Raw genomic sequence first — 18,493 nt, 5'->3', positions numbered from 1 at the left:
TTCTTCTATTGCCTTAGCTTCCTCTTGCTCTCTAAGCTTTGCTTCTTGCTCAAGTCTCTCAGCTTCTTGTCTAGCTTTTTCATCTGCCTCTGCTTGTTGTTGCTGTTTTAGTATCTTAGCGGCTTTTTTAGTAGGATCGCTATTAATCTGTAATTCTGTTTCTATCTCCTTTGCTATTCCTTCAAGGTAAAGAGTAGTAATATGGGGATTAATCTTTAAGGCTTCTGCTAGAGCTTTCGTTCCTGCCTCTCCTATATGGTTATTTCGAAGGTCAAGATAAGTAATAGATTTATTATCCTTTAATGCTTCTGCTAGGGTGTGTCATCAATTAAGTTGACAGGAGCGTTTATTTGTTGTGTAATAGAGAAAAAATTAAGGATAAATTTTCTCTATGCGTCGATATGCTCTACGTGACGATCAATGGGATCGGATTAAAGATAAGCTACCTGGAAGGGAAGAGTCTGTTGGTGTAACAGCCAAGGATAATCGCCTATTTGTAGAAGCAGTCTTGTATCGATATAGGGCTGGTATACCTTGGAGAGACCTACCTGAACGTTTTGGAGATTTTCGAGTGATTCACCTACGTCATTCAAGGTGGAGCAAGACAGGTGTGTGGAAAAAGGTTTTTGAGATGCTGGCTGAAGATGCTGATAACGAGTATGCCATGATTGATTCAACCATTGTTAGGGCTCATCAACATAGTGCCGGTGCTAAAAAAAAGAGTTAGATGATGACCAAGCAATTGGACGAGGTAAAGGGGGGCTGAGTACTAAAATCCATGCCACATGTGACGCTCTAGGGAATCCAACGGGATTCCATCTTACCCCGGGGTCGAGTAGCCCAAGGTTTGCACTTCAGGCTCTCACAGAACCGTACGTAACACTCTCGCGTTATACGGCTCTTCCTTTGGATTCACTTATCATGTACCAATGACAAAATGTGTGAGCTGATTCTGCTTTTAGTTTGCCTAAGTGTTTCCAAGCCTTATTCCATGTTGCATAACTCTCGTACTTCTTCTTAATAAATCGCACTAGATAGTTATTTATCACGTATTCTAGTTTGTATAAATCCGATCTCCTATAATGACCATAATAGTTTATCCATCCTCGAATAACCGGATTCACCCTTTCCGCTATATCTTCTAAGCTACCACTCACACTTACCTTAAGTTGCCACGTCTTCTTTATTTTATCTTTAATCATTTTCATAGCTCCTGTGCCAATTCCAGGCGTATATACAAGTTTACCGTGCCATATTCTTGGCTTAAAATCATACCCCAAAAAGCTAAATTTACGTGGTAAATTATGCTTCCTATGATCATGATCGTTTTTAATTCCTGTGTATACTATCTTGGTCTTTTCTAGGTTCAGCTCTAGCTTATATTGCTTTAGCCTTGCTTGAACTTTCTCTTTAATAAAATATGCTTGCTTCTCACTGCAACAATGAACCACAATATCATCGGCATATCTCTCATACTTTATATTGCTATGTATCTCTTGCATCCAATTATCAAAAGCTTCATGTAAATACAAATTAGCAAGTATCGGACTGACTACCCCACCCTGCGGAGTGCCTTTTTCCCTTGCTATTTCTATATTCCTGCCACTCTCTATTCCTGTCGCTTTCAAGAACCTTTTCGCATATAATACAATAACTTTGTCATCAGTATGTTTTAAAAGCATATCCAGTAATATATCATGATCTATATTGTCAAAGAATCCTTTAATATCAATCTCTACCAACCACTCATGCACAAAACACCTCTCTCTACATACCGTCACAGCATCTATTGCACTTTTACCGGGTCTGTAAGCATACGAGTTTTGGCAAAATTTGTCTTCTAGTATTGATTCTAGTCTATTCTTAACAACTACTTGTGCTATGCGATCACAAACAGTAGGTATCCCAAGTTGGCGATATCCCCCCTTAGCTTTAGGGATATTCACTAAAAGCACAGATTTAGCCATATAGCTTCCTGCTGACATCCTATTCCATATCTTATAGAGTTGATTATCCAAATCTCCTTCAACATCTTCTATAGTGATGCCATCAAAGCCACATGCTCCTCCGCTTTTTCGAACACTCTTCCAAGCATTCATTACTTCATCCTTGCTTACATCATAATGTTTAGTCATATACTGCTCGTAAATGAAGAGTTGGTAGACGAAGATCAAAATCAACAAGTGCTAGGAGTGTCCAAGCCGAGGAGCACAGCGTACATTAGTACGTGAGCACCGCAGGTCTTGGACAACAACAACGCAATTGTTGATTTTCATCGAGTATATAAGTATCATTTCCTACCTAATTGGTTGTTTGATCTTCTATCACTCCAAAAGTAAAGCCCTTTGCTCCAGTTTGTTTCCAAACCTTCATCGCTACTACAACTTTATCCACCCCACTCCCATGGAAGAAAAGAGAATAGGAATGGTTCCCAAGTTCTAAGTAATAGCCTAATTCAAGTTCACGCCATCTCTATATCGACTGTCACTAATCCAAAACACACATTACCGATTAGTCCTTATCCTAGCGATGCTTGAGATTCCCTAGTTTTGACAGTATTTACTCAGATTTCGACACCTCATCGATTGGTTCGCTTACGCTCGTCTCCTTGAATCATACGTGACGATCTACATCGCCTTTTCCCCATCCGCTCAACACCATCTCCTTGAAAGAAACAGCACCGTGGGGTCGTTTGAGATCTGCTCGTGCTAGCCGATCTCGGTGGACCTACCACCATCTATTACTAAGCATTCAATAACTTACTACGATGAAGTTATTGATTCTTGGCACACTCAAGCTCATGATTTGCAAGGATCTGATGTTTTGATGAATGAATTGACGAAAGCGGATGCTGTACTTGCTGATAAGGCTTATGATGCCGATGTACGTATGCGAGATAAGCTGAAAGATAAGGGATGTATAGCTGTGATTCCCCCAAAGAAGAATCGTGTGAATCCAGCTAAGTATGATAAGGACCTATATAAAGCTAGGCATTTGATTGAGAACTTTTTTGCAAAATTGAGGCAATATAGAGCTATTGCAACACGATATGACAAAACATCTCAGAACTTTTTGGGTGCTGTTTATATGGCTTCCATGGTAATTTGGCTCAATTGATGACACACCCTAGATCTTTCGCTCCTGCATCTCCTATTTGGTTATTATGAAGGGAAAGAGTAGTAATATAGGGATTAATCTTTAAGCCTTCTGCTAGACCTTTAGCTCCTGCATCTGCTATCTGGTTATTATGAAGGGAAAGAGTAGTAATATAGGGATTAATCTTTAAGCCTTCTGCTAGACCTTTAGCTCCTGCATCTGCTATCTGGTTATAATGAAGGTGAAGAGTAGTAATAGATTGATTAATCTTTAGGGCTTCTGCTAGACCTTTAGCTCCTGCATCTCCTATTTGGTTATTTCGAAGGTCAAGAGTAGTAATAGATTTATTATCCTTTAAGGCTTCTGCTAGACTTTTCGCTCCTGCCTCTCCTATATGTTCACCGTTAAGGTAAAGGGTAGTAATAGAGTTATTTCTTATTTGTTGTATAATAGCTTGTTTTAATGGCATTTTTCCTCTCTTTTATTTAGGTCAAAAGTGATAAGTACTTAGTAGTTATCAATAAAGTACTGTTAATTGTTTTTAACAATAGCCATATCAATCCATCTAAGATTAAATAATAATAATTTGTTAAACAACTAAATAACTACTTGTCACTATTTTTTAGTAAGAGTTGTGATTTTTTTAGCATCACTTCCAACAAACTGCTACATAACATATTGATTTTCAGTATTTTCTGCTGTTAAAGTAAATCCTAATTCTTTTGCACGTTTTTCAAGAGCCTGTACTAATTTGTTCTTGTATTTTTGTTATAATTGCTTATACCTTGCTCAACATATACTTGTCCAAATTTCAACAACCTATAAAATAAGCAAGCTATTTTCCTGGCAGTTGCTGTGATAGCTTTTGGAGTTCCTTTACTGATTTTTATTCTACGCATAAATGATCCAATAGCGGTTTTGGTTTTACCTGCTGCGGCAGCTGCAATTCTGAAAGCAGTGGAAGCTCTGTTGATTACTTTTCGAGTTCTAGTACTAAAGACTTTTTCACCAGTTATTTTATTAGCAGGGCTTAAACCCAACCATGAAGCAAAGTGGTTTTCTGACTTCCATTGCGACATATCTGTACCGACTTCAGATATAATTATTTGGATAGTTAGTACATTAAGTCCTGGTATTGTACTAAAGTCAAGACCAGTCATGTTATAGAGTTCCTGCTTAAGATTAAATTTAGGTCTGTTGCTACCGGTTCTTTTTGAGTCATCTTTTATTACTTCATTCCCTTTGGGTTCAAAATCTTTATAATGCCCTTCTATTTCAATATCAATCTCTTCAATTTTTTTTAGATAACCTATGTATAATTCAAACTCCTGCTTCAACACAAAGAGATGTTCCTTGCGATAATCACCTTGAAGTGACTTAACTATAGTTTCTTCACTACTTTTGATTCGGTAATCTCTAAATTTTGCCAATTTTACTGGATCACGCTCACCACCTATAATCGCTCTGATGATTGCCATACCTGTTGTACCTGTGATGTCGGTAATTACATTACGTAGTTGCATATTCATCTCTGTTAAAGCCTTTTGCATACGAAATACATGCGTTGTAGAGTTTTTGATCAGACGCTCTCTTTGACGTATATAACTTCTTAGTACACAAACACTATCTTCAGGTCTGAATGATGACTGTAATAAACCACAACTATGTAATTTTTGTAGCCATTGGGCGTCTTGTACATCACTTTTGCGTCCAGGGACATTTTTAACATATTTAGCATTGACTAGATATACTTCAAAACCTCTTTGTTCGAGTATTTGAAATACTGGTATCCAATACACACCGGTTGACTCCATAGCTATAGTTTTAATACTACATTTTTTTAGCCAATCAGCAATCTTATGCAAGTCATCAGTAAAACTCCCGAATCTTCTTACATATTCTTTGTCCCGATCTTGTGGAACACAAACATAATGTGATTTTGATCCTATATCAATCAGGATTGATAATTTGTAATGTATTGGTATTATTATCGTTGTTCATAATAAATCCTCCTTATAGTATAGTTGCACATTAATCTTAACATGAACCTGCTACAAGTCAGAGGGATTTAAAAAATTATACTCTTCCAAACGAGGTATCAATGTCTGATCCATCAATGTACAAAACACCATCCTCCAAAGTCACGCTCCTAATCGGGTACAGAAAACACCATTGAGCTTATCGACCATAACTCTTGTACAGATCCGGTTCTAATTTTAAGGTATTGCGTCAGTTTATTCCATTATAAACTTGACCGCGAAGCGTATCAAGTGTGGGCTCCTAACAAACTGGTTCTAATGACGACTCTATTCTAACCACGTTAAATCCCAATTTTGTTGCCTGTTTTTGTAGGTTTTTCACCATTGTTTCTTGATGTTGTTTTTCATAAGCCTCAATTCCTTGTTCGACGTAGTCTTGACCATATTTTAATAATCTATAAAACATACACGCTAACTTTCTTGCTGTTGCTGTAATAGCTTTTGGTGTTCCAGCTCTACTTGTTATCCTTCTGTAAAATCCTGCTAATGCTGATTTACCTCTACCTAGGTTAAGAGCAGCCATCCTGAAAGCTATACTTGCTTTATTTTTTACTTTTTTTGTTCTCGTATCAAATACTTTACCACCAGTAATTTTATTAGCAGGACTTAAACCAAGCCAAGAGGTAAAATGTTTCTCTGTACTCCATCTGTCCATCTCTAACCCCACTTCCGATATTATCGTTTGTACACTTAACTCACTTAACCCTGGGATTGCGGTAAAATCTACTCCTGCGACATTATATAATGATTGTTGTAAATCGAACTTGGGGGAATTTTTGTTCTTGCGTTGCTTATTTGTTACATCACCATCACCACGTTTATCAAATTCTTTGTAACAGCTTTCTGTTGCTTCGTCACACTCCTTGATTTGTTTTAGGTAAAATTCATAAATATCTAATTCTTGCTTTAATACTACAAGATGCTCTTTGCGATAATCTCCCTCCAAAGCTTTGATAATAGTCTTTTCATCACTTTTTATACGACTATCCCTAAATGTGGCTAATTTATTTGCATCCCTTTCACCAGCAATAATTGCTTTTATTATACTCATTCCTGTAACGCCTGTTATATCACTAATCACATGATGTAACTGGCATGTTACACGAAATATCCAGTATCTCCATAGACTTATTATACTTTAGAGCCTTGGCAATCTTTCCTACTCCTTCTTTTCCTATATTATTGTCAGCAAGAGATAGCCAATATATACTATTATTATTCTCTAGAAACATAGCTAAGCCTTCTACTCCACCATCTTTAATATTATTTTCATCAAGATTTAGTATAGTTATATTATGGTTTTTTAAAGCTTCTGCAAGTTGGCAAGCTCCCATATCACCAATATTGTTACCGTTAAGATATATTTTGGTTATAGTATTATTGTCTTTCATCGCTTCTGCAAGTTTACATATACCAATATTGCCAATATTATTATCGCTAATATCTATTGTGGTGACAGTGTTATTATTCTGCAAAAACTCTGCAATTAGCTCTGTTCCAGCATCACCAATCGCGTTGCCACAAAGATATATGCCCTTCACTGTGTTATTGCTTTTCAAAGCTTGGCTAAGTAGCTTGACCCCAATACTACCAATATTATAATTTTCAAGATTTACATCGGACACATTTTCACCAGCTTGTAGTTTTTCAAGAAGTTCATAAAATTTATTAAGTTCAACAAGTTTAGTCATAATATTTGTACCTCCAAATTTATTAGATATTTTTAACGACATTCCAGGATTTGCTGCTATAGTTAAACCCTTAGAATCAGGTGACAAAGAACATGACGATTGTAAGTTGTCATTCCCGCGTAGGCGGGAATCTAGATACCTGCTTTCGCAGGTATGACACAAAATGTGTATCACCTAATTCAATAGGTTTCACTATAATTAATTAGCTAACAATTTCACCGGTACTTGACAGGTAATAGTTGTACTCTTACCCTCTTTGCTGGTTATTGTAATCTCACCGTCCATTTCATTGATAAGTTGTTTGACAAATGTTAGTCCTAAGCCTAATCCTTTATTATATTTAGCAATTGTATTTGCATCATCTAATTCTTTACGCATATCTCGCTGTTTTCCCTCAACGATACCAACCCCTGTATCATGCACAATAATTTGTAACATCTTATCTCGTGCATTATTTGTGCCATTTAAAGGTGGGAATAAACCAACTGTCACAATAACATGACCTTCTTTAGTAAATTTAATAGCATTACCCACTAATTGATCCAATACTGCCTGCAATTTAGAATGATCGCCAATGATATAATCTGCCATATCATATTGAAAATTACAGGAAAGATTTAACCCTTTACTTATCTCAGCTGGCTTAGCTTTAGTGATCGTTTTATTGACTAATTCTTTTATGTTAAATTTTTCTAGAGTTATGGTTGGTGCTGCAGCATTCTGCCTTAAAAAGGCTAGAACATAATGCGAATAATCAAGTAATATTTCAGCACAATCTACTATAGTTTTTAGATAATGTTTCCTCTCTGGTTCTTGTTCTACTTCATAAAGAACAGTTATTAGGGCAAACATCCCACTGCAAGGCACTTCTATGCTATAACCAATATTGCGAATTAAATCTATCCTCATTAATTCATCAATTTTTAGTTTATTTTGTGCTTCTTGCAATTCTAGTTGTATTTCTTTATATCTAATAATATCCGCATAATTTCCTTGTGGAGCTATCATTTGGCAAGCTTGATCGGATGGTATTAATGTGACAGTTGTTGGAGCTAGATGTAAAATCCAGTTTTTTTCTGTAGAATTTTCTATTTTATTGTTATCTTGTTGTTGATTTTCATTATTAATTGTCATAGCATACCTCTGCTGTTTTCAGTGATGGAAATAGAAAGCCAGAGGTTAAATGGTTAAACTTGCATAGTAAAATTTAACCTCTGAGCTTGATGCATGCCTTAATTAGCAGCATCATTCACACAGATATCGCCATAATTCTTGACAGTACAGAGGATTTGCCAAGTTTTTAACAGATTTTTGTCCAACCTGATAAAGAGCTGCACAAATGAGACACTTAGATTGTGCTAATTAATAAAAGCAATTCTTAATTATAAAAATAAACAGAATATTATAGTGTTTATTATACTAATAATAACACTAAAAAAACCTAAAACTACAGTATTATCTGGCATCTAAGACTATTTTAGATATAATCTATAATAGAATATTTAATAAATAACTTTATGTCAGTAACTATAGAAAAAACCCAACCATTCATCCAATGGGTTGGTGGTAAAAGAAAAATTGTTGATCAATTAATTAAACATATTCCTTCAGGAGTAAGTAATTATTATGAACCATTTCTTGGCGGTGGTGCATTATTTTTCCAAGTCCGACACATGTTTAATAAATGCTATCTATCTGATATTAATCTTGATTTAGTGACGTCTTATAATGCGGTTAAAAAGAATCCACAAGCAATAAGTAAGTTACTTGATTCACATCAAGCAAATCATTGCAAAGACTATTATTATCAAGTTAGAAGTGATAATAATAGTAATAATCCTAATAAAATTACTGCAAGATTTATCTATCTTAATAGATATTCCTTTAAAGGAATATATCGTGTCAATATCAATGGTGAGCCAGCTCAAAGCTTTTCTGGTAGAAACTATCATAAATCTGACATTATTACTAAATTACAACAATGTAGCAGTCTGTTATCTAATACATCTATTTGTGCTATAGATTTTTCTTTTATTGAACCGCAGAAAAATGACTTTGTCTATTTCGATCCACCTTATCACCAATCCGGTGAGAAATTTTATACTAGATTGCCATTTGATGAACAAGACCAAATGAGACTAAGAGATTTTGCTAAGGAACTAGATAATCAAGGTGTTAAATTTATGATCTCTAATAGTGATACAGCTTTTATTAGAAACTTGTACCAAGATTTTAACATTAATACTATCCAGGTCACCTATTCCATGTCACAGCAAAGAAAAACCTCTTATGAGGTAATAATTACAAATTATTAGTTTTAATTAATAATATTGTAATTATCATTCCAGCTAATTAATTCTAAGCTACAATTTTGAGCTTGCAAGGCAGCTTTTAAATCTTGCATATGACGATCTCTAATGTAATAATCATAAAAAGCTGAAGTGGGTTTAAGAGTTACTTTTTTATTGATGTTATCTTCTTTTACCACTATTAATTTACTAAAGGTAGCGATATCAACATATTTATTGTATCGTTCAATTAAAAATTTTCTAGCTTTATACCATAATGAATCAGGATTTAATTGTTTACTTAGCTCAAGCAAATAGGCATAATTTTCATCTTTAGTATTATTTCCTTGTGTTGTTGATATAGATCGCTTACATGGCATAATTTGTAACTTTGTTATTTTATTACCATATACCATTTGTACTTGCTGTAATATTTTAGTTTTAACATGTTCTGATAAGGAAATATCTTTTAATAACTTAACCTGAAATTGCTCCTCTAAAACTTTACCAAATGTACAAGAAGTTAACAACTGATAAGCTGTATCAGTATCAAAAGCACCAGAAATTTTACGTTTTAATTGAGCCTGCTGGCTATTATCAGTCTCTTTAGTTTTATTGTCATCACTAGATTTAAACTGGAAATTACTAGAATTAGCTTTAGTAGTTTCTCGTAGTTCATTGCTTAAAGCTTTAGCCATATAGCTCAACAACACTTTCTTATGACCAAAATGATGATTTGAATATTCCCCAGCTAGCTTTAATAGCAACTTATTGATAAAGTCTAAGTTAAATTCTCGATTTGATTTAATCTGCAATAAATCGGCATCTTCTTGAGTTAAAGGATAAAAATCAGCTAATCTTTTTCTTCTGAACCAGCTATTTTTATGGTTTACAACTGGAATGCATGAACTATTGGAACAATTTGACTCTATTACTGACTGACGTTTCTGTGAGACTTGCTGAACAACTTTTTGTAATGTTCTACTGAGTGGCAAGGCATCTCTCATAGGATTTTCAGCAGATGTATTAGTATTATCAACTTGTGCTTCATCTGATAATTCTTGTGCAAATTGTAAAATTGGCTCAATCTTTTGTTGTGGTAATTGCTGGTTTTTATCAATTTCATTAGCATCAACTTGATTTTTTTCATTTTGAAAAATTTCAGATTTGCCATATCTAGATTTATTAGATATATTTTTATTATTATCTATATATATAGAGTGATCCAAACTTTTTTGGGGTTGAGGCAAAAATTCTTTGGGGTTAGCCCCAAAGTTTTTTTGAGTTGAGTCTAAAATTTTTTCATTTTCACTAGAAATTTTTTGAGAATGAGGTTGGAAAATTCTTGCCAGTTTAATACAAGGGACATTACGACACTTAATGCCATATTTGACTATGGTTGCTTTACGAAGATCAATAAAGCCAGCTTTCTGCAACTCCATCAAACATTGTCTAACCCGTTCTTGGCAAACTCCTAAAGACTGTTCAAAAAAGTTATAAGTTTCCTGGAGTTCATCTATGCTATTATTATGATAGATTTGCAAGCGAAATACGATTAATGATAGGAGTTGCTTAGCAGTTTTACTTAAAACTTTACCATTACTGGAAGAAAGACCCCGCCATTCAGGTGGCACAAAATTACCAACAAAATGGTAAAAGATAGTAGAATTATTACCAACATCACTACCAGTAGTAGAACAGGCAGGAAAAAAAGAGCAGCATATAGTGTGCATAATACCTCAACTTAAACATCAGGTTTAAACGAGGTAATAGAGCAATTAAGATACCATTTTTGAAATTATTAGCAGCATATAAGCAGCATAAGGATATTTACGAGGAAAGTAGAAAATGATGAAAAGCTTGGAGGTCTTTGGTGGAGACAGGGGGAATCGAACCCCCGACCTTTTGAATGCCATTCAAACGCTCTACCAACTGAGCTATGACCCCTAAAAATACTTTATATCAGCCCAGCTTTATACTATAGTTACAGTGCTGAATCCATAAATTTTTTGAATATTTCATTATTTTCTAATATCTCGAACTCTTCTTTACACCAAGGGGAAAAGTTTGCTGAGTACTCCTCTGTGTATAACTTAAAATCTTGCCATTTAAGTAATTTTACTTCTGCTATTTCTTGTTCATTTATTTTTATGATATCATCTGATAAAGCCAAATATATCGGGCATATTTCATTTTCTACAATATTATTTATAGCAAATTTATAGCGATAATTAGCAATAAGATCTACTCTCTGTAGACTTACTAAACCTAATTCAAATTTTGCATGCCTATAAATTGCTTGTTCATAAGTTTCGTTAATTTGTGGATGTCCGCAGAAACTATTTGACCAAAATCCACCCCAAGTTTTTTTAAGTAAACTTCTTTTTTGTATCAAAACTTCTTTTTTGCTATTGAAAAGAAATACAGAAAATCCCCTATGCAATGGAGTATTAGAATTATGAGCTTTTAACTTATCCTCTATTCCAAGGACATTATCTTGTTCATCAACTAATACAACATGTTTCGAGTATAACATAACACTAATTCTCCACTAAGTGTTTTTCTATAATATTTAAATAATTACCTAAAATTTGTTGGTTTTTATTGACAAATTTCAAAGCATTAGCCTGATAAATTTCAGCTTCCTGAGTACCAGTTTCAGATAGAAGATACTCAATTTTATTCAGCAAATCGCTTTCATCTCGAATTTGAGTAGCAGCTTTATTAGTAAGCATTTCATTAGCAATATTAGCAAAATTACTCATATTTGGTCCAAATATAATATAATTAGCAAAATATGCTGGTTCAAGTACGTTATGTCCTCCTTGTTTAAATGAACCGCCAATGAATGAGATATAGGCTATGCTAAAAAACAATCCAAGTTCGCCAAATTTATCAACAATGTAAAGATCATCAGTTAGAATAGGTATATTTTGTTCGGACTTGATACTATAAGTTAAATTTAATTGAGTACACGCTTTTCCTATATCATTCTTACGCTCAGGATGGCGTGGAATTAGAATAAAATAGCAATCTGGGTGTCGTTGTTTTATTGGTTTTATAATATTAAGTACTACTACCTCATCGTCTAGGTGGGTGCTAGCAAATACAATAACTCTTTTACCACTCATATGTTGTGTAAAAATTGTTAACTCTTGTTCATTTACAGGTAATTTTTTGTTGGCAAATTTAATGTTACCTAAATTAACTATATTTGTCACACCAAGTTGCATAAATTTTTGGAAATCACGGTTACTTTGCACAATAATCTCACTAAAGTTAGCGGTAACTAACCTAAAAAATGAACTTATTTTTTTCCATGATTCAAATGATTTATCAGAAATACGTGCATTCAATAATAATAGTTCACAATGTTTTGCCCCTTCACTAATGAGACATGGCCATAACTCTGATTCAACAAAAATTCCTAGGTTTGGTTGCCAATTTCTAAAAAACTTTTTAACAAAAATAATATTGTCTATAGGAATGAATTGATGAATGGCATTTTGCGGTAGTTTTTGTTGTAATATTTTTCCAGAAGATCTAGTTCCCGAAGTAACCAAAAACTTTAAGGAGGTTTTTGGCATAGTTCTTTTTAACCAAAGATTATTGATATTTTCAACTAAGGTAAGAGCTATAAGAGATTCCCCTATACTGGCTGCATGTATCCAAACTAAAGTTTCATTTCGTTTAGTATGTGCATGGAAAATAGCAAAACGTTCCTTAATACGTTTTACATCTTCTTTGCCAATAATAACTCTTAATACTAATAAAAAAAAATACACTGGAAGAAGTAGAAAACTTAAGACATGGTATAAATAGATCATAGATAGATTTACTTCAACCCTGTTAATGCTTGTGCTAAATTAATATTGTCCTGGTTTTCATTTCCTACAAAAGCTAGTGGTAAGCCTATAAAAGCTGTTATTTTACCAAAAGGTAGAGGCATAATCAGTTTATCCCAACTTTTGAGTAAAAAATATCTAGAAGCACTACAAGAAACTGGTATCAATTTTATATTATATTTTTGAGCCACTTTGTTAATATTACTATTTATTTTATAAATAGGTCCACGTGGACCATCTGGTGTAATCACTATATTACTGCCGTTATGTAACTTTTTGATAATTATTTTTAAAGCTGATACAGGATTCTTATTACTAGAACCATTTATTACCCCAAAGCCAAATTTACCTACTATATCACTAATTATTCTGCCATCTCGATGAGGGGAAATAAGAGCATAAATATCTTTATGACCGGCAAATATTCCTGGACCGAAAGCCAGCCTATTATGCCAAAAGGCAAAGATTACCCCTTTTTGTGCTAAAAATTCCTGTTTATTGTAATTATCTGAAAAGACAAATTGCCAGCGACAGGTAAAATAAACCACTCTCAAATAAGTATACAGCATCTTAGTAACTACACTAAGTACAAAATTGTTTTTTTTAAGGATTTTTTTTATCACGTTAATTGATTACAAGCATTCTTTATACGCGAGCATGCTTGCTCCAAATTGTTTATTGAAGTTGCGTATGAAATTCTAAAATAACCTTCTAGACCAAATGCAATACCAGGAATAACTGCAACGTTACATTCTTCAAGCAGATATTCTCCAAAGTCGTTACTATCTTTGATAATTTTACTAGAAGGGGTTTTAAGACCAAATAATTCATTGCATTTAGGAAATAGATAAAATGCTCCTGCTGGTTTATCACAACTAATACCCTTAATATCACTTAGGATTGATAAGGTTAGATCACGTTTTTCTTGAAAGTTTTTTGCATTAGGCCTAATAAAATCTTGAGTGCCAGTTAAAGCTTCAATAGCTGCCATTTGGCTTATAGAACAGGGGTTAGAAGTACTTTGTGACTGAATAACAGTCATTGCCTTAATTAATGATTTAGGACCAGCCCCATATCCTATACGCCATCCTGTCATAGAATAAGCTTTTGATACACCATTAACAGTAAATATTCGATCTTTTAAATCCGGTGCTACTTGGGCAAAAGTATAAAATTTAAAATCATCAAAAATAATATGCTCGTAAATATCATCTGACATAATATTTACATTGGGATATTTGCGTAGTAATTCAGCAATATCTACTAGCTCTTGGTAAGAGTATGCAGCTCCTGTTGGATTACTCGGTGAGTTAATAATTAACCATTTAGTTTTTTGGGTAATTACTTGCTCTAGAGCTTCAACAGTAAGCTTAAAATTGCTGTCAATGCCACAGTTAACAAATACCGGAATTCCCTCAGCTAACATTACCATGTCTGGGTATGAGACCCAGTAAGGACTGGGAATAATTACTTCGTCCCCTTGGTTAAGGGAAGCCATAAATAAATTATAGATTACTTGTTTACCACCGCTTGATACTATTATCTCATCTAACTCATAATCTAAATTATTTTCATACTTGAATTTAGTCTGTACTGCTTGTTTAAGCTCCAAAGTGCCATCAACATTTGTATATTTTGTGAAACCATCTCGCACCGCTTTAATTGCAGCCTCTTTGATATTATTGGGTGTGTCAAAGTCAGGTTCACCAGCCCCAAGAGAGATTATATCTCTACCTAGCTTTTTTAGTTCAAATGTTTTTTTGACTAAAGCTAAAGTTGGAGATGGTTTTATTAGATCTAAGCGTTTAGCAATAAGTGACATGATTCTGTAGAACCTTATAATTATTTTCGTATTACGCGAATTCGGGATAAGAATTTGTCAATTCTTATCCCAAATTGGTGTGTATTATACTATGTTGTTAAAAAAAAACAATTATTGAAAGCAAAATAGTACAATATGATTTATTTTATATAATTTATTACTATAACTATTAGTGTCATTTGATATATATGTTATTATATGATGAATATATGTTTACAAAATCAAATTCATAGCAATTTATGTTCGGCAGCAAAATTATTCGTAACAGTTACGGCTTAATAAAAGACAAAATAAAATTATATTATCATTGTAGTAAAAATTTTCCATCTTGGTATAGGGAGAAAATTTTTACGTGTATCAATTATTTTGTCGATGTAAAATATAAGGTAACACACTTAAAAGAAACTAATTTTAATCTTGGTATAGAACATTTGTATAAAAATAACTTAAATGACGCTATACTAAGGCTCAAATTGGTTGATAAAATTTTTTCTCCTAACGACCATCAAGCTAATTATTGGCTTGGTTGGACATATTTCTTAAAAAATAATTATGAAAAAGCTTTGTATCATCTACAAAAAGCTTTTGAAGCTGATCAAGTAAGGTTAGAATCTTTTCTACAAAATTATAATAATTTGTCAGAGATTCCACCGCAAATTTGGCATCAATATAGAAATCTTACCGCTGAATATTATGGCAATAAATTTCGTAGTAATAATAAACTATACCTACCTTACAGTTTTGTAAGCACAACTATGAATAACATAACAGACTTACCTGATAATTACCATATTTTGGAGCTAGGTAGTAATATAGGTCTAGTGGGTTATGAAGTGAAAAAGCGTTTTCCTGATGGCTGTACTTTTACCGGTGTTGAAAATTCAGAAATTATGAATAAGCTTGTTACCGTATATGGCAATATTTATGATCAGTTATTAGAAATTTCAATATCGGATTTTATTAAACACGACTCTAATAAATATGATGTAGTACTAAGTTTTAACTCTCTTTCTTTTACTAAAAACCTATTATATTACTTTAATTCTATTTATTCTATAGTCAATGCATTAGGATATTTTGCATTTTGTTTACCAATAGATAACGTCACAAACCTTTCATTAAAGAGAAAAGGATTTATTTTTACTATAGCAGATATTAAGAAAGCTTTAGGTCAAACTAAGTTTACCATATTAAATAGTGAAGAATTAGCTCTAGAAAAAAATGATAAATACTATATGGTGATTTGTAAGAAAAACCATTAATGACGCCATGAAGCAATTTATATTACTATTGTTAATTAATTTTTCTAGTATAACTGCAATAGCAAGTACTCAAAATACTCAAGATGATGAAGATTTTAGGTATGTTTATAATGAAGGTAAGGGGTGTACTCAAGTCTATGACCCTTATGAGAAACTAAATCGTAAAATCTTTGCCTTTAATTCTGTTTTAGACTATCTGTTCTTACGACCTATTACTATAGGCTATAAACGAATTAGTAATAATTATACTAGGGCTAGAGTGAGTAGTTTTCTAGATAACATTAGTATGCCTTTGACTGTTGTCAATTATGGCTTACAGATGAATTATGATCAAACTATGAAAAGTCTATGGAGATTTTTAATCAATGCTACGTTTGGTATAGGTGGGTTATTTGATGTGGCAGATAAAATTGGATTGAGAGTTACCAAACAAACTTTGGGTAGTACTTTCGCCCACTATGGAGTTGGTCCTGGACCATATTTAGTCATACCATTTCTTGGTGGTACTAATGCAAGAGATAGTACAGATGCTATATTTACAAATAGTTACTTAAATCCTATAATGTACGCGGTACATAGAGATTTTGAAATCATAGTTTCTGGTGTACAACTTATAAATACTAGGTTAGGATTATTACCGTTTACTGACTATATAGGATGTAGTTCTACTGATCCTTACATAGCTGTAAGATCAGCTACGCATCAAAATCGTGAATCTGTAATTTGCTATCCTAAGCAATTTAAATGCCTTAAACCTAATTAAAAAATGCAAAATTATGAAAAAAATTATTGTTTATTTAATTTTAAGTTTCCTGTCTTTGTCAGCCTACTGTGCTACTACTGATAACAAGGTGATTGATAATTATGTTAATCAGCTAATAAAAGATGGGCTAGACGTATTTAATGATGAGAGTTTAAATCAAGACGCTAAAATTGCTAAAAGTAAAAAGCTAATTTTAGCTAACTTAGATCTGAATTGGATGGCTAAATTTACCCTTGGTGTTTACAGAAGAACTCTAACTCCTGAACAAATTAAACAATTCACAGAAGTTTACAGTAATTATGTAAGCAAGTCCTATGCTGATTTAGTAAAGAATTACCATGGTCAAGAACCTAAAGTTCAACAAGTGCGTGTTCTTGATGAAGGAGAGTTTATGGTAGAAATGTTAATAGGAACTGCTAAAGTAAATTACTTAGTGCGTCAAGTAAAGGGTGCAAGCGATAAAACTAATTTAAAAGTCTCAGATGTTATTACAGAAGGTGTTAGTCTTATCAATTCTCAACAGTCAGAGTTCATGAATATTCTCAGTAATAGTGGTTTTGATAAGTTAATAGATGAATTGATGAAAAAGTCGTGATTTTTTAAAAGGCGTATACTTATACGTCATTGCGAACGAACGTATGTGAGCGTGGCAATCCATGAAGCTTGTCATATAGATTGCTTCGTTGACCTACGGTCTCCTCGCAATGACGTTTTATAGACGCATATGTCATTGCGAGCGAATGTACGTGAGCGTGGCAATCCATGAAACTTGTCATATACTCGATAATCAAGTTTTTATTAAGTTATATAATTCATGGCAGTTTGAAAATCATGAAAAGAAGCCGAGAAGATGTCATTCCCGCGTAGGCGGGAATCTAAAAAAATAGCCTAAAAACTATTTAAACTTTTTTAGATCCCAGCCTACGCTGGGATGACATAAACTACCATGAATTGTATGCCTTAGAAAAAACTTGATTATCGAGTAATAGACGACAACTTGAATAGAAATAATAAAAATATTTTTCATAAAACACTTAGTGCAAATTATAATTATTGTATACTACAAAAACTTAAACCAATTATTATAATTAGCATGAAAATTCTTGCAGGTCTTAGTCATAAAAAATTAGTTAGATGTTTATCTGAGGAACTAAATTGTAAATATGTCGAAACTTATATTACAACTTTCGATGATGCTGAAACAAGGGTGGAAATCCTTGAAGATATGCATAAGTGTGATGTTGTTATAGTACAATCTACTTCTAGACCAGCCAATAACCACTTGATGGAACTTTTATTATTAGTTGATACGGTAAAAAGAGCGGGAGCTTCACAAGTAACTGCGGTTATACCGTATTTTGGTTATAGCCGCCAAGATCGTAGATCTTGTAGTTTTACTCCAATATCAAGCCGTCTTGTAGCGAGTATGCTGGAAGTTGCTGGTGTTGATCATGTAATAACTGTCGATTTGCATTCACAGCAATTAGAGGGTTTTTTTAAAATTCCAGTACAAAATCTTGATCCAATAAGTTTATTTGCTCCGATTATTGAAACTTATAATAATTCTATTATTGTATCTCCAGATGTTGGTGGTTTTGTACGCTTACTATTACCCACAAAATAACAATGGTGAAAAAGAAGTAAAAATAATATACTGATTTGCAATTAAAATATTACATTGTAGAGG

Annotated in this window: 16 protein-coding genes, 1 tRNA gene and 2 pseudogenes; 7 read left to right on the top strand and 12 right to left on the bottom strand. The window is 33.3% G+C overall.

The window, feature by feature from the left end; all coding sequences use genetic code 11:
• Positions 1 to 391: 391 nt before the first annotated feature.
• Positions 392 to 840: pseudogene (locus AAGD29_RS06080) on the top strand (IS5 family transposase); the annotation flags it as partial.
• A gap of 50 nt (positions 841 to 890) precedes the next feature.
• Here the strand turns inward: AAGD29_RS06080 and ltrA are convergent.
• Positions 891 to 2,135 (bottom strand): group II intron reverse transcriptase/maturase, encoded by a 1,245-nt coding sequence (ltrA, locus tag AAGD29_RS06075; RefSeq protein ID WP_341757463.1) that lies wholly within the window; start codon positions 2,133 to 2,135, stop codon positions 891 to 893.
• Between the two features lie 586 nt (positions 2,136 to 2,721).
• Here ltrA and AAGD29_RS06070 point away from each other — a divergent pair.
• The gene (locus tag AAGD29_RS06070; RefSeq protein WP_410521137.1) at positions 2,722 to 3,117 is read left to right on the top strand and encodes a transposase; all 396 of its coding nucleotides are present in this window, start codon (positions 2,722 to 2,724) and stop codon (positions 3,115 to 3,117) included.
• Here AAGD29_RS06070 and AAGD29_RS06065 read toward each other — a convergent pair.
• From AAGD29_RS06065 to AAGD29_RS06045, 5 genes and pseudogenes are all read right to left on the bottom strand, one after another.
• On the bottom strand, positions 3,110 to 3,565 hold the full coding sequence (locus AAGD29_RS06065) for a hypothetical protein (RefSeq protein ID WP_341757461.1): 456 nt from the start codon (positions 3,563 to 3,565) through the stop codon (positions 3,110 to 3,112). The genes AAGD29_RS06070 and AAGD29_RS06065 overlap by 8 nt on opposite strands.
• 197 nt (positions 3,566 to 3,762) lie before the next feature.
• Positions 3,763 to 5,087, bottom strand: a pseudogene (locus AAGD29_RS06060) (IS110 family transposase).
• A gap of 289 nt (positions 5,088 to 5,376) precedes the next feature.
• The gene (locus AAGD29_RS06055) at positions 5,377 to 6,186 is read right to left on the bottom strand and encodes a transposase (protein WP_341757460.1); all 810 of its coding nucleotides are present in this window, start codon (positions 6,184 to 6,186) and stop codon (positions 5,377 to 5,379) included.
• 22 nt (positions 6,187 to 6,208) lie between these two features.
• Positions 6,209 to 6,826: a hypothetical protein gene (locus AAGD29_RS06050; RefSeq protein ID WP_341757459.1), complete on the bottom strand. Its 618-nt coding sequence runs from the start codon at positions 6,824 to 6,826 to the stop codon at positions 6,209 to 6,211.
• 198 nt (positions 6,827 to 7,024) lie between these two features.
• Entirely contained in the window at positions 7,025 to 7,960 is a 936-nt protein-coding gene (locus tag AAGD29_RS06045; protein ID WP_341757458.1) for a HAMP domain-containing sensor histidine kinase, read from the bottom strand.
• 383 nt (positions 7,961 to 8,343) lie between these two features.
• Between AAGD29_RS06045 and AAGD29_RS06040 the strand changes: the two genes are divergently transcribed.
• Complete coding sequence (locus AAGD29_RS06040; protein ID WP_341757457.1) at positions 8,344 to 9,141, top strand: Dam family site-specific DNA-(adenine-N6)-methyltransferase; 798 nt, start codon at positions 8,344 to 8,346, stop codon at positions 9,139 to 9,141.
• A 2-nt stretch (positions 9,142 to 9,143) separates the two neighbouring features.
• On the opposite strand, the gene AAGD29_RS06035 is transcribed toward AAGD29_RS06040, so the two are convergent.
• The 6 genes from AAGD29_RS06035 to AAGD29_RS06010 form a co-directional block, all read right to left on the bottom strand.
• Positions 9,144 to 10,847 carry a hypothetical protein gene (locus tag AAGD29_RS06035; protein WP_341757456.1) on the bottom strand — a complete coding sequence of 568 codons (1,704 nt, stop codon included), beginning with the start codon at positions 10,845 to 10,847 and terminating at the stop codon, positions 9,144 to 9,146.
• Between the two features lie 138 nt (positions 10,848 to 10,985).
• A tRNA-Ala gene (locus AAGD29_RS06030) sits at positions 10,986 to 11,061 on the bottom strand.
• Between the two features lie 37 nt (positions 11,062 to 11,098).
• Positions 11,099 to 11,650, bottom strand: coding sequence for an isopentenyl-diphosphate Delta-isomerase (gene idi / locus AAGD29_RS06025; protein WP_341757455.1), 552 nt, complete (start codon positions 11,648 to 11,650; stop codon positions 11,099 to 11,101).
• Between the two features lie 4 nt (positions 11,651 to 11,654).
• On the bottom strand, positions 11,655 to 12,941 hold the full coding sequence (waaA, locus tag AAGD29_RS06020) for a lipid IV(A) 3-deoxy-D-manno-octulosonic acid transferase (RefSeq protein ID WP_341757454.1): 1,287 nt from the start codon (positions 12,939 to 12,941) through the stop codon (positions 11,655 to 11,657).
• A gap of 8 nt (positions 12,942 to 12,949) precedes the next feature.
• A complete protein-coding gene (locus AAGD29_RS06015; protein WP_341758766.1) occupies positions 12,950 to 13,528 on the bottom strand; it encodes a lysophospholipid acyltransferase family protein in 579 nt (192 codons plus the stop codon).
• A gap of 50 nt (positions 13,529 to 13,578) precedes the next feature.
• Positions 13,579 to 14,781, bottom strand: a complete 1,203-nt coding sequence (locus AAGD29_RS06010) for a pyridoxal phosphate-dependent aminotransferase (protein ID WP_341757453.1) — start codon at positions 14,779 to 14,781, stop codon at positions 13,579 to 13,581.
• A gap of 239 nt (positions 14,782 to 15,020) precedes the next feature.
• Between AAGD29_RS06010 and AAGD29_RS06005 the strand changes: the two genes are divergently transcribed.
• The 4 genes from AAGD29_RS06005 to AAGD29_RS05990 all read left to right on the top strand — a co-directional run bounded on the left by AAGD29_RS06005 (position 15,021) and on the right by AAGD29_RS05990 (position 18,430).
• A complete protein-coding gene (locus AAGD29_RS06005) occupies positions 15,021 to 16,043 on the top strand; it encodes an SAM-dependent methyltransferase (protein ID WP_341757452.1) in 1,023 nt (340 codons plus the stop codon).
• Between the two features lie 7 nt (positions 16,044 to 16,050).
• Positions 16,051 to 16,806, top strand: coding sequence for a VacJ family lipoprotein (locus AAGD29_RS06000; RefSeq protein WP_341757451.1), 756 nt, complete (start codon positions 16,051 to 16,053; stop codon positions 16,804 to 16,806).
• 13 nt (positions 16,807 to 16,819) lie between these two features.
• The gene (locus tag AAGD29_RS05995; protein ID WP_341753863.1) at positions 16,820 to 17,401 is read left to right on the top strand and encodes a phospholipid-binding protein MlaC; all 582 of its coding nucleotides are present in this window, start codon (positions 16,820 to 16,822) and stop codon (positions 17,399 to 17,401) included.
• Between the two features lie 402 nt (positions 17,402 to 17,803).
• Positions 17,804 to 18,430 carry a ribose-phosphate diphosphokinase gene (locus AAGD29_RS05990; protein WP_341757450.1) on the top strand — a complete coding sequence of 209 codons (627 nt, stop codon included), beginning with the start codon at positions 17,804 to 17,806 and terminating at the stop codon, positions 18,428 to 18,430.
• Positions 18,431 to 18,493: the final 63 nt, after the last annotated feature.

It is taken from the genome of Candidatus Tisiphia endosymbiont of Ditula angustiorana, from assembly GCF_964026425.1.
Classification (GTDB): Bacteria; Pseudomonadota; Alphaproteobacteria; order Rickettsiales; family Rickettsiaceae; genus Tisiphia.
The sequence above is the reverse complement of the archived record's forward strand: the minus strand, read 5'-3'. Positions and strand labels throughout refer to the sequence as shown.

Coding starts and splice junctions, on each gene's coding strand:
- AAGD29_RS06000 (WP_341757451.1), top strand. CDS start 16,051: ATGAAGCAATTTATATTACTATTGTTAATTAATTTTTCTAGTATAACT.
- AAGD29_RS06040 (WP_341757457.1), top strand. CDS start 8,344: ATGTCAGTAACTATAGAAAAAACCCAACCATTCATCCAATGGGTTGGT.
- AAGD29_RS06065 (WP_341757461.1), bottom strand. CDS start 3,565: ATGCCATTAAAACAAGCTATTATACAACAAATAAGAAATAACTCTATT.
- AAGD29_RS06035 (WP_341757456.1), bottom strand. CDS start 10,847: ATGCACACTATATGCTGCTCTTTTTTTCCTGCCTGTTCTACTACTGGT.
- AAGD29_RS06045 (WP_341757458.1), bottom strand. CDS start 7,960: ATGACAATTAATAATGAAAATCAACAACAAGATAACAATAAAATAGAA.
- ltrA (WP_341757463.1), bottom strand. CDS start 2,135: ATGACTAAACATTATGATGTAAGCAAGGATGAAGTAATGAATGCTTGG.
- AAGD29_RS06010 (WP_341757453.1), bottom strand. CDS start 14,781: ATGTCACTTATTGCTAAACGCTTAGATCTAATAAAACCATCTCCAACT.
- AAGD29_RS06055 (WP_341757460.1), bottom strand. CDS start 6,186: ATGAGTATAATAAAAGCAATTATTGCTGGTGAAAGGGATGCAAATAAA.
- AAGD29_RS06005 (WP_341757452.1), top strand. CDS start 15,021: ATGTTCGGCAGCAAAATTATTCGTAACAGTTACGGCTTAATAAAAGAC.
- idi (WP_341757455.1), bottom strand. CDS start 11,650: ATGTTATACTCGAAACATGTTGTATTAGTTGATGAACAAGATAATGTC.
- AAGD29_RS06050 (WP_341757459.1), bottom strand. CDS start 6,826: ATGACTAAACTTGTTGAACTTAATAAATTTTATGAACTTCTTGAAAAA.
- AAGD29_RS06015 (WP_341758766.1), bottom strand. CDS start 13,528: ATGCTGTATACTTATTTGAGAGTGGTTTATTTTACCTGTCGCTGGCAA.
- waaA (WP_341757454.1), bottom strand. CDS start 12,941: ATGATCTATTTATACCATGTCTTAAGTTTTCTACTTCTTCCAGTGTAT.
- AAGD29_RS05995 (WP_341753863.1), top strand. CDS start 16,820: ATGAAAAAAATTATTGTTTATTTAATTTTAAGTTTCCTGTCTTTGTCA.